This window comes from Phyllobacterium sp. 22552, assembly GCF_052044585.1.
GTDB classification, from domain to species: Bacteria; Pseudomonadota; Alphaproteobacteria; order Rhizobiales; family Rhizobiaceae; genus Phyllobacterium; species Phyllobacterium ifriqiyense.
Genome location: NZ_JBQENG010000003.1, coordinates 322,393 through 336,030, shown reverse-complemented (window position 1 = coordinate 336,030; position 13,638 = coordinate 322,393). Strand labels below are relative to the sequence as shown.

At 52.6% G+C, this 13,638-nt stretch carries 11 protein-coding genes; 5 read left to right on the top strand and 6 right to left on the bottom strand.

Going from position 1 to position 13,638, the window contains the following annotated elements; all coding sequences use genetic code 11:
• Nucleotide 1: 1 nt before the first annotated feature.
• Nucleotides 2-1,207 (bottom strand): aspartate aminotransferase family protein, encoded by a 1,206-nt coding sequence (locus ACTJI9_RS08825; RefSeq protein WP_440807314.1) that lies wholly within the window; start codon nt 1,205-1,207, stop codon nt 2-4.
• 499 nt (nt 1,208-1,706) lie between these two features.
• On the opposite strand from ACTJI9_RS08825, the gene ACTJI9_RS08820 reads away from it, so the two are divergent.
• Nucleotides 1,707-2,228 (top strand): GcrA family cell cycle regulator, encoded by a 522-nt coding sequence (locus tag ACTJI9_RS08820; RefSeq protein ID WP_115051321.1) that lies wholly within the window; start codon nt 1,707-1,709, stop codon nt 2,226-2,228.
• A gap of 63 nt (nt 2,229-2,291) precedes the next feature.
• Here the strand turns inward: ACTJI9_RS08820 and phoR are convergent, their stop codons facing one another.
• Complete coding sequence (gene phoR, locus ACTJI9_RS08815; protein ID WP_115051322.1) at nt 2,292-3,557, bottom strand: phosphate regulon sensor histidine kinase PhoR; 1,266 nt, start codon at nt 3,555-3,557, stop codon at nt 2,292-2,294.
• Between the two features lie 92 nt (nt 3,558-3,649).
• On the opposite strand from phoR, the gene ppk2 reads away from it, so the two are divergent.
• Nucleotides 3,650-4,555, top strand: a complete 906-nt coding sequence (ppk2, locus tag ACTJI9_RS08810; RefSeq protein ID WP_440807310.1) for a polyphosphate kinase 2 — start codon at nt 3,650-3,652, stop codon at nt 4,553-4,555.
• Here ppk2 and ACTJI9_RS08805 read toward each other — a convergent pair.
• Entirely contained in the window at nt 4,548-6,374 is a 1,827-nt protein-coding gene (locus tag ACTJI9_RS08805) for a glycosyltransferase (RefSeq protein WP_440807307.1), read from the bottom strand. The genes ppk2 and ACTJI9_RS08805 overlap by 8 nt on opposite strands.
• A 299-nt stretch (nt 6,375-6,673) precedes the next feature.
• Between ACTJI9_RS08805 and ACTJI9_RS08800 the strand changes: the two genes are divergently transcribed.
• The 3 genes from ACTJI9_RS08800 (at nt 6,674) to ACTJI9_RS08790 (ending at nt 9,703) form a co-directional block, all read left to right on the top strand.
• Nucleotides 6,674-7,513, top strand: a complete 840-nt coding sequence (locus tag ACTJI9_RS08800; protein WP_307282651.1) for a transporter substrate-binding domain-containing protein — start codon at nt 6,674-6,676, stop codon at nt 7,511-7,513.
• Nucleotides 7,514-7,640: 127 nt separating this feature from the next.
• Entirely contained in the window at nt 7,641-9,296 is a 1,656-nt protein-coding gene (locus tag ACTJI9_RS08795; RefSeq protein ID WP_337353577.1) for a lysine--tRNA ligase, read from the top strand.
• 23 nt (nt 9,297-9,319) lie between these two features.
• Nucleotides 9,320-9,703, top strand: coding sequence for a VOC family protein (locus ACTJI9_RS08790; RefSeq protein ID WP_307282645.1), 384 nt, complete (start codon nt 9,320-9,322; stop codon nt 9,701-9,703).
• A 4-nt stretch (nt 9,704-9,707) separates the two neighbouring features.
• Here the strand turns inward: ACTJI9_RS08790 and ACTJI9_RS08785 are convergent, their stop codons facing one another.
• From ACTJI9_RS08785 to ACTJI9_RS08775, 3 genes are all read right to left on the bottom strand, one after another.
• Nucleotides 9,708-10,586, bottom strand: coding sequence for a thermonuclease family protein (locus tag ACTJI9_RS08785; RefSeq protein ID WP_440807303.1), 879 nt, complete (start codon nt 10,584-10,586; stop codon nt 9,708-9,710).
• A gap of 12 nt (nt 10,587-10,598) precedes the next feature.
• The gene (locus ACTJI9_RS08780; RefSeq protein WP_115051328.1) at nt 10,599-11,240 is read right to left on the bottom strand and encodes a S24 family peptidase; all 642 of its coding nucleotides are present in this window, start codon (nt 11,238-11,240) and stop codon (nt 10,599-10,601) included.
• Between the two features lie 168 nt (nt 11,241-11,408).
• Entirely contained in the window at nt 11,409-13,628 is a 2,220-nt protein-coding gene (locus tag ACTJI9_RS08775; protein WP_115051329.1) for a 3-hydroxyacyl-CoA dehydrogenase NAD-binding domain-containing protein, read from the bottom strand.
• Nucleotides 13,629-13,638: the final 10 nt, after the last annotated feature.

Genomic DNA, 13,638 nt, shown 5'->3' with positions numbered 1-13,638 from the left:
CTCACGCGATCTTCTGTCTGGATGCTGGAGCAAGACGTGCTGCCGCAGCTTCGATTTTCGACAATGCTTCGCGCATTTCTTCTTCGCTTACAATCAATGGTGGCAGAAGACGAATAACATTGTCGCCGGCACCCACAGTCAAAAGATGTTCATCGCGCAGCGCCTGTACCAGCGTCGTGTTCGGAACAACCGCTTTAAGACCAACAAGAAGGCCACGCCCCCGGACCTCGGAAATAACATCCGGATAGCGATCGGAAATAGAAGCCAGTCCCTGCTTTATCAGCAGAGCCATTTGTTGCACGTGATCAAGGAAGCCGTCCGCAAGAACGATATCGAGCACGGCATTGCCAACGGCCATTGCCAAGGGATTGCCACCATAGGTAGTGCCATGCACGCCAGCGGTCATGCCCTTTGCAGCTTCAGCTGTTGCAAGACATGCACCCAGCGGAAAACCGCCTCCAATACCTTTGGCCACAGCCATGATATCAGGCGTGATGCCTGACCATTCGTGGGCAAAAAGCTTGCCGGTACGACCCATTCCTGACTGCACTTCGTCCAGGATGAGCAAAATACCCTCGTCGTCGCAAAGCTTGCGCAGGGCTCGCAGATCCGCATCGGGAACCGGGCGAACGCCGCCCTCGCCCTGGATCGGCTCGATCAGAATAGCTGCGGTCTGAGGACCAATTGCGGCTTTCAAAGCCTTCTCGTCACCAAAAGGCACCTGGTCGAAACCTTCAACCTTGGGACCAAATCCTTCGAGATACTTCGCCTGTCCACCTGCGGCGATTGTCGCAAGCGTCCGGCCATGGAAAGCACCCTCGAAAGTGATGATGTGGAAGCGTTCCGGATTGCCATTTACATAATGATAGCGGCGCGCGGTCTTGATGGCGCATTCAAGTGCTTCGGCACCGGAGTTCGCAAAGAACACCTTATCGGCAAATGTATTGTCGACAAGGCGCTGTCCCAGCCGGGTTTGGCCGGGAATTTCATAGAGGTTCGACAAATGCCAAAGCTTTTCGGCTTGGGCCTTCAGAGCTTCGACCAGATGCGGATGCGAATGACCAAGCAGGTTCACGGCGATACCGGCAGCAAAATCAAGATAGTTTTCGCCACTCTCGGTCGTCAGCCATACACCGTTTCCTCGCTCAAAGCGCAGATCCGCACGAGCAAAAGTGTCGTATAGCGGTTGCGCGTTTGCGTCCGTCATTTTTCCCGGGCCTCCATAACCCTATTTTTCGTACTGCTGACCCTTAAAGGAAATCGGCAATGATTAAATCAAAAAGCCGCCCCACAATGCCATTTTTGGGGGCGGCCACACCAAATCAATATCATCATTCAGTTTCCAATTGTCAAATAAACAGTTCAAAAGACTTACATCACAAATATTGCTGTATTTTGATTGCAACCGGCGGGCTCAACGGCCCGATATTATTTGGTTTGTCGACAAAGCCGTAAAACGTCATTTTTGCAACAGTTTAACGCGCAAGTTGGGGAAAACCAAAAAAAGCACCCCTGCAACCCAAGCCTGACTCTTGTCACGGAGTCATCGCATATTGTAGCTTGGGAAACGAAATAGCTAGATTTCGTACGGCGTCCTCGTCATCTGAATAGATATAGTATCGATACAATCTGGAGCAATCCAGATGCGAGGAAGGATTCAGTCCGCAAGCCGTACAAAACAAAGCCCCATATGGAGCTAGGGAACAATGAACTGGACAGATGAGCGCGTAGAGCAGCTGAAGAAACTTTGGGCCGAAGGCCTAAGTGCAAGCCAGATCGCAGCACAACTGGGCGGCGTCAGCCGCAATGCCGTCATCGGCAAAGTGCACCGGCTAAAGCTGTCCGGACGCGGCAAGACAACCTCGTCGCAGACCCGCAGCAAGAAGGTCAATACCGCAGCATCCAGCAGCCAGCGCAGCAGCAGTGCAACCGTCGGTCACATGTCGAGCCGCGTTGTAAATCGCAGCGTTGGAGCGACCGCATTACAGGCGGAATACAGCACCGATCTCGTGCCCATGGTTACGCGGACGGTTACCGATGTTGTGGTGCCGATCTCTCGCAAGCTCGAATTGGTCGAGCTGAGCGAACGCACCTGCAAGTGGCCGGTTGGCGATCCATTGCTGCCCGGCTTCAATTTCTGCGGCAATGATGTGGGCGAAGGCGGGCCTTATTGCACATACCACTCGCGTCTGGCCTATCAGCCAGCTTCGGATCGTCGCCGTCGCTAATTAAGCCGCTATCAAAGTTCTACAAAAAAGGCGCCAATTGGCGCCTTTTTTGTAGGTCGGCGGCTACACTTTTTGCGGACCGAAAACCACCGTGAAGGATGAGCCTTCTCCGACCTGCGAGCGAATTATCAGTCGCGCGCGATGCCGCGTCAGAATGTGTTTTACAATGGCAAGTCCCAGACCAGTGCCTTTTTGCGCCCGGCTTGTTTCCACATCGATCCGGTAAAATCGCTCGGTGAGGCGCGGAATATGTTCATCGGGTATTCCCGGCCCGAAATCCTGCACGGTCACCTTGGTCATATCGCCCGTCTGCTTGAGCTCCAGAATGACACGTTTTCCGGATTGTCCATATTTGCAGGCGTTTTCCAGCAGATTTTGAAACACCTGCGTGAGCTCGTCACGATCCCCAAGCACGTTGACTGGCCCCGGATCGATATCCCGCTCGATAGTAATACCCAAATCGGAGGCAACGGGACGAAGTGAATCGGCAACGTGATTAAGAATAGCGGCCAGATCAACCTGATCTTTCACAGCAATATGCGCCTTCATTTCGATGCGCGACAGCGACAGAAGATCGTCTATCAGCCGAGCCATGCGTTCGGCCTGTTTTTGCATGATTTCCAGGAAATTATCGCGAGCCGCTTCGTCTTTACGTGCCGGGCCTCTTAATGTCTCAATGAAGCCTGAGAGCGAGGCGAGCGGCGTGCGCAGCTCATGGCTGGCATTGGCGATAAAATCTGAACGCATGCGCTCAAGCCGACGGGCTTCTGTCTGGTCGCGGAAGGATAGAAGATATTGCCGATCACCCGCTCGCGCTTGATCCAGCAAAAGAACCGTCGCGCTATACCAGCGCTCGACCGGCACCCGCTCAAAATAATCCACCGAACGTGCTACGCCATCCGCCATGACCGAATGAACCAGCGACTGCATTTCCGGCGCGCGGAAATGCAACATGAGAACCCCGCCGCGCTCCACCGAGCGAAATGCGCCGCTCGCCGCCGGGTTGACGTAAAGAATAGTGCCCTCATGATCGAAAATTATCAGCGGGTCCGGTAATTGCGCCGCCAATTGCTGGCCCGACAAGTGGAATATCGCCGGATCGCCGGGATCCGCTGTTACGGGTTTTTCCGTCCTCGGCAATGCTGCGGATACCACCACGACGCTCACAAGAACGATCATCAGAACGGCAAAACTTAGCCACCAGGATTCACTTACTCCAAGTATCAAGGCGGTAATGAAAGCGGCGGCGGCAAGTATGAAACGCGAACGGATAATGCGCTCCAATGCCCGGCGCCTTAGCCCGCTACCATCCTGCCCCCAGATACTCATCCACTAACCTCCCGATCAGTCAGTGTTTTTAACCACTAGACGCCACACTGCTGTCCCAATAACATGGATTTATGTCAATTGAGGACCTCGCATTGGGCAAAGATTCAAAAAAGAAATCAACATCATCCAAACCCGAGATCGCGACCCTCAAGCTGAAGATTGATGGCAAGAAGCGTAAGTTTGATATCAACAATCCAATATTGCCAGACTGGATTGATGATGGAGACCTGACATCGGGAGGCTTTCCTTACACCGAAAAAATGCCCAGCGATGAGTATGCGGAGACACTGGAGAAGCTCCAGATCGAGCTTGTTAAGATGCAAAGCTGGCTTCAGAAGACAGGCGGCCGCTTGATTTCGGTGTTCGAGGGAAGAGATGCAGCTGGCAAAGGCGGCACAATATTCAACTTGCGCCAATACATGAATCCGCGTTCTGCACGCAATGTTGCCTTGCCCAAACCAAGTGAAACCGAGCGCACACAATGGTATTACCAGCGCTATGTTTCGCATTTCCCAAGTGCGGGTGAGTTCGTGACCTTCGACCGCTCCTGGTATAATCGTGGCGGCGTAGAGCCTGTTATGGGGTTTTGCACGCCCGAACAGCACGAGTCTTTTCTGGAGGAGACGCCCGGCTTCGAACGCATGATCGTTGCGGATGGTATCCATTTCTTCAAATTTTGGCTGGACATTGGCCAGACGATGCAGCTGAAACGTTTTCATGATCGCCGACACAGTCCACTGAAAAACTGGAAGTTTTCGCCTATCGACATTGCCGGTGCCGAAAAATGGGATGATTATACCAAAGCACGCGATAGCATGCTGGCGCGAACCCATACGGCATATGCACCTTGGACGATCGTCCGATCAAACGATAAACGTCGTGCGCGAATTGCCGTAATACGGCGAATTTTGTTGAGCCTGCCCTATGCGGATCGTGACCTGGCGGTAATCGGCAATGAAGATTCCCTGATCATCGGAAACGGTCCAGATTTTATTTGAAAGAAATTGCCGAGTGAACGGGACGATGCGGCGTCTTTTCCCAAAGAAAAGGCGCGACATATAATTGCCAAAGCGCCCGCCACGCCGCCAAAGATATGAGCGCCCAATAGATTGGCAAGCCCGGTAATATCCAACCCGACATTTTCTCTTTTTTCAGAGCCGCCCGGCCGAGGGAATGAAATGAGAGGAAACCCGAAACAATATTCATCAAATCAAAAATGAGGATGGGACCCGCAAAACCGGTACCCTTCACAAGCGTGATCATAAGCAGCATGTAGCTGACGAAAAGCACCATGAAGGGAAAGAGCAGCGCAGAACCCAAAACGCCTGCCGTCAGGACATGGTAAACCAGAAAGCGCTTTAATCCGGCCTGCTGGAGCATTTCCCTGGGTTGCCGCATCTCAACCAGCCATGTTTGCATCCAACCTTTCAACCATCGCGTTCTCTGTTTCAGCCATATTCCAACTTCGATTGGTGCATCCTCTGCTGTGGGCAGAGTGAGCATTTCGATGCGATATCCATGACGCGCAAACCTTGAACCCAACTCTGCATCTTCGGTGACATTGAAGGGATCCCAGCCTCCAACCTCCACCAGACACTCACGACGAAAATGGTTGGATGTGCCGCCGAGCGGAACCACAAATCGACCATCGGCCAGCCAAGGCAAGAGCCCTCTGAAATGCGCTGCATATTCAAATGCAAATTGCCGTGCGATCCAGCTGTCCCTTTCATTGGTAATGACGAGCGGGGCCTGAAGACAGGCCAGCTTCCCGTCGGTGCTTTCTGAAAATCTTTGCCAGGCCTCGCGCAACTGACCGGGATGCGGGCGATCCTCCGCATCATAGATAACGACGTAATCACCCTCCGCCAATTGCAGGCCATAATTAAGCGCTTTCGGCTTGGTTCGTGGGCCTGTGCAAGGCACGCAGATAATTTTGAAACTGGCGGGTAGCATTTCTTTTTCGAAGGCCGCGCGGGTGTGATAATCGTCCGTTTCGCAAAGGAACAAAACTTCAAGACGCGAGCGCGGCCAATCAAGCTGCTTCATCGCTTCTACAAGCTGAGGAACCACCTCAGCTTCCTTATACAGCGCCACCATAACGGTGTATTTTGGTAAGCTGCCGCTCGTACTCTTCATGAGTTGCACGGTTTGATTGGAGGCATGGCGGCCCGCCAGAAACCGCAAAAGAATACAGCCCATAAACAGCAGAGAGAAAAGAGCGTGAAATGCCTGCCAAAGCGAGTTCGGAGCGAGCATTGCGAGGAACAGGCAAACAGTAATTATCATTCCAATAATAACGCCTTGCTGACCGTCGGCCACGGTGCGAGCCGAATGTCTTGGACCATTCTCAAGCATATTAACAGCGTTGCGTACTAGATGATCCGAATGCTTTGCCAGAAAAAACTGCGTCAGGCGTGCTGGGGAGATTATGTTGACGGGAGGACCCTCAACACTTCTATCGACAAGACCCTGCTTGATCCGGGCAATGGTTGAGAGCGTGGGTGCGGTATAAATCTTCAGCGTAAAGTCCGCAGTGACTCCCACGATATGCCGCCTGTGGCGCACATCCACAAATTCCGCGCCGCTTGGTGAGATAATATGAAGATCATCGTCTATGTTCTCAAAGACCAGACCTGCTTCCTCTGCGAGACATTGCGTGAGCAGCAAATGGTCTATGCCATTTACCGCGTAAAGTTCCTCGATAAATGACGTGCCGTTTTGACGATACCGCGTGAATGCCTCTACCAAGGCGGTTTTTGGCAGGCCCGCATAACAAAGCCGTGCTGCAATGGATGGCTCCAGACGGCGCTCCGTCATCGCAAACTCAATATCGCAAAAGGCTCATTCCGTGCCCACACATAGATACGAGAATAATCGTCTTTTGGTTGCATCGGAATATACCTACAATTATAAGTAATTATTGCTTTTTATAAAGCAACCATACAATAAATCACTATAATTGTTCAATATATACGCGGGTCAATAGTATTTTAGTCTATATACAACACTGCTGCGTGCAGCCCGCGCAATTATATAAACCTATGCGTTCAAATAGCGGTTTCGGTTTTCCGCCTTATGCGCTAGCCTCTGTGCAAATCAGTGCGTTCCGAGACCTCATGTATTTTCGATCTATCGTCACCTTTGTGTTGGGGCTTCTTCTGCTAATGATAGCGCAGACGGCTTATGCCGGGGATTTTCCCCACTATTGGGACGGACGCGAGCGGGTGTCCAAACCTGATCTGACGGCGGTCAAGCGCATCCGTTTTGTTACAACCGTCGACTACCCGCCATTTAATTTCATTGACAATACCGGCCGCATATCGGGTTTCAATATTGATCTGGCGCGGGCGATATGCGCCGAGCTTGATGTTACAGCGATCTGTCAAATAGAAGCGCGGCCATGGAACGAACTGCAGACAGCTCTGGAGAGCGGTGAGGCGGAAGCCATACTTGCCGGACTAAGACCTACGGCTGCGCTTAGGCAAAAATATGCCTTTACGGCACCATATATACGCTTGGTGGCGCGCTTTGTGACATTAAGAGACAATCAATTGAGCGACCCAATCGACAAAGTATTGGAAAGCAAGAATGTCGGCGTGATTTCAGACTCCGTGCATCAGGCGATATTCGCAGATTACTTTCCAAAAGCTCATTGGATTGGCTATCCCACACGCGATCTTATGCTCAAGGATCTTAAAGCAAAAAAGATTGATGCCGTATTTGGTGATGGTTCAGATTTGTCATTCTGGATCGGCAGCACCGATGCTGCAAACTGCTGTGTCTTTGCAGGACGCCCCTATACCGCCCCGCAATTTCTCGGCGACGGATTGATGATTGCTACAACGCTTCAAAACAATGACCTTGCCGAAGGCTTCAATTTTGCCCTGAAGTCAATGGAAGCAAAGGGTACGATATCGGAGCTGTATTTGCGGTATTTCCCCGTCGATTTTTATTAACGGCACCCTATAAGCGTAAAAAATCAATTCTGACCGGGCGCTGCAGGGACACATGCGATTGACGCGGGATATCTGCCGCCATAGTGTCCGCCCGCTCCACAATATAGCAGCAATACAGGATAAACGAATGACTTCGCGCCCAAACACCCATATCGAACTGACCCCCGAATTGATCGCGGCGGCAGCAGAGGCCAAAGCTTGGCCCTTCGAAGAGGCGCAGAAGATTGTCAAACGCTACCAGAAGACCGGATATCCAGAGACGGTTCTTTTCGAAACTGGTTACGGCCCTTCCGGCTTGCCGCATATCGGCACATTCGGTGAAGTTGCTCGCACTACTATGGTGCGGCATGCCTTCCGGGTTTTGACCAATGACACCGTGAAAACGAAACTTTTGTGCTTCTCCGACGATATGGATGGTATGCGCAAGATACCGGACAATGTGCCGGACCCGTCAATGCTGCAACCTCACCTGCATAAGCCGCTGTCATCGGTCCCTAATCCCTATGGCGGTGACTATAAGAGCTTCGCTGACCATAACAACGTCATGCTGTGCCGGTTTCTCGATACGTTCGGCTTCGATTACGAATTTGCCAGCGCAACTGAATATTACAAGGATGGCCGCTTTGATGAGGTCTTGCTGCGCGCCGTCGAACGCTATGATGACATAATGAAGGTCATGTTGCCGACACTTGGTGAAGAGCGTCAGGCAACTTACAGCCCATTCCTGCCAATTTCGCCAACAAGCGGGCGGGTTCTCTATGTGCCGATGAAGAAGGTTGACGCGAAGAATGGCACGATAACCTTTGACGATGAAAATGGTGAGGAAACGACCCTTTCCGTAACGGGGGGCAACGTCAAGCTGCAATGGAAGCCGGATTTCGGCATGCGTTGGGCAGCCCTTGGTGTTGATTTTGAGATGTTCGGCAAGGATCATCAAACAAATGCGATTATCTATGATCGCATTTGCGAGATACTAGGCGGACGCGCGCCCGAGCACTTCGTCTACGAATTGTTCCTCGATGATATCGGGCAGAAGATTTCCAAGTCAAAGGGAAATGGCCTCAGCATCGATGAGTGGCTGTCCTATGCTCCGACTGAAAGTCTGGGGCTGTACATGTTCCAGAAGCCGCGCACCGCAAAGCGCTTGTATTTTGATGTTATTCCCAAGGCTGTAGACGAGTATTTCACGTATCTTTCGGCCTATGAGCGGCAATCATGGAAAGACCGGCTGAATAATCCGGTTTGGCACCTGCACAGCGGTAATCCGCCAACCGTGGAAATGCCTGTGCCCTTTGCCCTGTTGCTCAATCTCGTCAGCGCATCCAATGCGGATAGCAGCAGCGTTCTTTGGGGATTTATTTCGCGCCACGCCGCAGGTGTTACGCCGGAGAAAAACCCAGAGCTCGACGCATTGGTGACCTACGCCATTCGGTACTTCAACGATTTCGTCAAACCCACCAAGAAGTTCCGCATGCCCGATGAGGTAGAGCGGGTCGCGCTGCAAGAAATGTCGGAAAAATTGTCGACATTGCCGACCGGTGCCGATGGCAATACCATACAGAATGCAATTCTGGATGTTGCGCGTGCAATAGAGCGTTATCAGGATCACACCAAGAAAAGCCCGGAGGGTGGCCCCGGCGTCGCCGTATCGTTCTTCCAGATGCTCTATGAAGTTCTAATCGGTCAGGAACGCGGGCCACGTTTTGGTTCATTCGTGGCATTATATGGTATCGAGGAAACACGTGCTTTGATTGCTAAAGCGCTGGCTGGTGAATTACTCTGATCGGAGTTCATTTGGAGACGTGAATGATTGACCATACCGGGATAATCGTCAGCGATTTCGAGCAGAGTAAAAAGTTCTACGCCAATACGCTGGCTACAATCGGATACACGTTGATTACCGAAATCCCGGCTTCGATCACCGGCCATGCCGACGTCGCCGGTTTCGGCGAAAATGGTAAACCTGATTTTTGGGTGATCAGCGGCACACCGAACAAGCCGCCCCTCCACGTGGCCTTTAGAGTGAACAGCCGCGATATTGTCGATGCTTTCCACAAAGCGGGATTAACAGCAGGCGGCAGTGACAATGGGCAACCCGGGTTACGGCTTCACTACCATCCAAACTATTACGCGGCGTTCATTCGTGATGCCGACGGGCACAATATCGAAGCCGTATGCCACCTGCCTTGAAACATTACTGCGGGGCGGGCGGAAACGGAGCGCCGGGAGAGGTAAGTGGCGGGGGGGCGACGGGATTTTCAGTGATCTCGGGTGTTTCTACCGGCTGAGGCAGCGGCAGTTCCATGTCCGTTGGTAAGGATGGCGGCGCACTGCCGAACATGCCGAGCTTTTGCTCCTGGGCTTTTTTCATCATCTCAACCGCAGGCGTACCGTCTTGGGCACGCGCCCAGCCATTTGACACGAGCCAATCGGCAATATCCATACTTCCCAGCTTGCATTCTGTTGCAATCAGTTCATCCGAGGGCTGCCCCGGTACGTTGCACTCGATTGCGCGTGAGCGCAGCCAATTGCGCAAGGCAGTGCGCGCAGCCATCCCACAGGGCCAATCAACGCCATCGGCATTGCAGGTTTCTTCAATAGCCGGCGCATTTATCCCCTTAAGTGAAATCTTGTATCCGGATACTTCGATGTCGCCTGCACTTGTCGCGACAGGCCGGTAAAGCAAGGCCGGTTTTGCGGTATCGTCCACTGCCACAGGTGCGGGGGGTGGAGCAGGAGGCGTAGCTTGACCGATATCGCTTAAAGGCTGGCGGGGAGCTATGCGCTCCAATGGTCCCACCTTCGTGGGAGCAGTGCCATCATCCGGATCTACCTGACGCAGAGGAAGCTGATCAATGGTTGATTGAGCCTCATCTTGTGGGGCTGGTTGATCCTGCTCTGGCGAAGCTCCGCTCTGCATTTCGGCCGGCAGCTCAAAATCCTCGACAGCAGCACTCACTTCCTGATCCGACGCAATGGTTGACTCAAGCGCTCCATGGAAGGGTGCAATGAAGGAATAAGCCAGCGCCAGCGCGACCAGACTGGTCAGGATATAGAGCGGTATCTGGCGCATGAGTGCGAATTCCTATTGGCTCGCCCAAAGGATACGCGCAATCCAATCAATATGGGCTGCGTCAAAAGTCCTGTTTGTATGCTCGGGATTCATTGACTGTAGTTCTATTGTCCGAGGCGTCTGACGTGAAAGAATTTTTGCCATGACTTCGCCGTCCTTGGTTCGAACAACCACACGGTCACCCCGCCTTATAGCTGCGCCGGGCGCCACGATAATTGTATCGCCATCCCGGTAAAGAGGCAGCATTGAATCTCCCGACACTTCAAGCGCATAGACCGCATCGTCCGGTCCGATAGGAAACTCCACAACATCCCATCCCTGGCCGACAGGAAAGCCGCCATCGTCGAAAAATCCGCCTGCACCAGCTTGTGCGAAACCCAGAAGCGGGATGGATCGCATCGCTGCGCCAGCAGCATTGAATGCTTTTCCGTGCACTAGCGTCATGAACTCATCCAGAGAAGCGCCAGTTGCTTCCATGATCTTTGCCAGTGACTCGGTTGAGGGCCAGCGCGCGCGGCCATCCGCAGCATATCGCTTGGATTTGTTGAATGTCGTCGGGTCAAGGCCGGCACGCTTCGCCAACCCGGACACGGAAAGAGAATGACGTTGAGCCAGCGCATCGATGGCCGCCCATATGCGGTCATGTGAAAACATGGACATATCCAAGTAAAAGGAAAAAATACCTTGAACATGATTTTAAGCGGCATCTTAACAAAAGTCGAGAGAAATTACGGAAAACTTTCTTATTCCGCTTATTCAAACCGCCATTATTCCATTATTCTAGAAAAGGCGGGAACCGTTCAAACGGTCCCCGCCTTGATACTAAGCGGCTTTCTTTGTCTTTGCCGCAGGATAGGGATTGAAGCGCTCGTAAAACGTATCGCCCTTTTCGGCCATATCGAGCAAGAGCTTTGGAGCTTTGAATTGCGCTCCATATTTCCGCTGCAGACCTTTGGCGATCTCAACGAACTTCGCTGCGCCGATACCGTCAATATATGACAGCGTTCCACCCGTATAAGGAGCAAAGCCGAAGGCCAAAATGGAGCCAACATCTGCCTCGCGCGGATCGGTAACGATCCCCTCCTCCATCACGCGTGCCGCTTCCAGAGCGATCGTTACAAGGAAACGCTGTTTAAGCACTTCAACGTCGATCTTATCGGCATCCTGTTGCGGATAGAGTGTCTTCAACTCCGGCCACAAATGTTTTTTCGCAGGCTTGGCAGGATAGTCGTAGAAGCCCTTGCCATTTTTGCGGCCACGACGATCATATTTATCAACCAGCGTATTGATCAGCTCTACGTGACGCGGGTCGACCGCCTTGGGGCCAAGATCAGCAAGCGTCGCCTTCAGGATTTTCTGAGCAAGATCGATTGCCGTTTCATCGCCGAGAGCCAATGGGCCAACGGGCATCCCTGCCATGCGAGCGGCATTCTCGATCATTGCCGGAGGAACGCCCTCAATCAGCATGTTGTAGGACTCTGACATGTACCGCAGGACGCAGCGATTGACGTAGAACCCACGGGTATCGTTGACGACAATGGGCGTCTTCTTGATAGCGCGCACATAATCGAGCGCCACGGCAAGCGCCTTTTCGGAGGTTTTCTTGCCCATAATGACCTCCACCAGCATCATCTTGTCGACGGGCGAGAAGAAATGAATGCCGATAAAGTTTTTTGGCCGGACAGAAACTTTTGCTAGACCAGTAATGGGAAGCGTCGAAGTGTTTGACGCGAAAACAGCGCCGGGTTTAAGCACGGCCTCGGCCTTTTCCGTCACGACCCGTTTCACTTCACGATCTTCAAACACCGCTTCGATAACAAGGTCAGCACCATCAAGATCGGCATAGTCCGACGAGGTGGTGATCAGGTCGAGAAGCGCCTCTTTATCCTGAGCAGTCGCTTTGCCCTTCTGTACTTCCTTGGTAATCAGATCAGCAGAGTGAGCCTTACCCTTCTCCGCGGCTTCAACGCTTTGGTCGATAAGAACGACAGGAATGCCGGCTTTCGCGGTAACATAGGCAATACTTGCCCCCATGAAACCAGCGCCGACAACGCCGACCTTCTTGAATTTCGTGGGCTTCACATCGTCAGGACGGCGCGCGCCCTTGTTCAATTCCTGCAGGGAGATGAACAGCGAGCGGATCATCATGCTTGCTTCAGTGGTCTGCAAAATTTTCGTGAAGTAGCGCTGTTCGATCTTGAGAGCTGTATCGAAGGGGACGAGCAGACCTTCATAGACCGATTTCAGGATCGATGCGGCACCTGGATAATTGCCATAGGTTTCACGGCGCAAAATAGCCGTGGCAGCTGGCCACAGATTAGCACCGGCGGCAGAATAGATTGCCCCTCCTGGCAGTTTGAAACCCTTTTCGTCCCAAGGCTGCACCGGCTTCAAGCCATCCTTGATCATCTTCTTGGCGGCTTCGACCAGTTTCTTGGCCGGAGCAATTTCATGCACCAATCCCATAGCCTTGGCGCGCGATGCAGTCAGGCTTGAGCCAGTTGTCATCATCTGCAAGGCATCTTGCTGATTGGTCAGGCGCGGGACGCGCTGCGTTCCGCCGGCACCGGGGAAAATACCGACCTTGACTTCAGGCAAAGCCATCTTGACCGAAGGATCGTCAGAAACCACGCGGCCATGGCAAGCGAGCGACATTTCAAAAGCACCGCCCATGCAAGTGCCATTGATCGCCGAAACCCAGGGCTTGCCCGATGTTTCGAGTTTGCGGAACAGCCCGCCCATTTTGCCTGTCGTTTCAAAAAGCAGCTCTACTGCTTTTTGAGGATCTTTTGCTTTCTCGTCCTGAAAGAGCTGGAACATGCGCTTGAGCATGGTCAAATCCGCGCCGCCAGAGAACGTATCTTTGCCGGATGTTATCACAGCGCCCTTGATCGCAGCATCACCTGCAACCTTGTCGACGATGGCATCCAGTTCCTTCATGACCTCTTCTGTGAAGACGTTCATGGATTTGTCGGGCATGTCCCATGTGACGAGAGCAATACCATCTGCATCGACGTCGAATTTGAAGTTTGTATAAGTCATATTCTCTCTC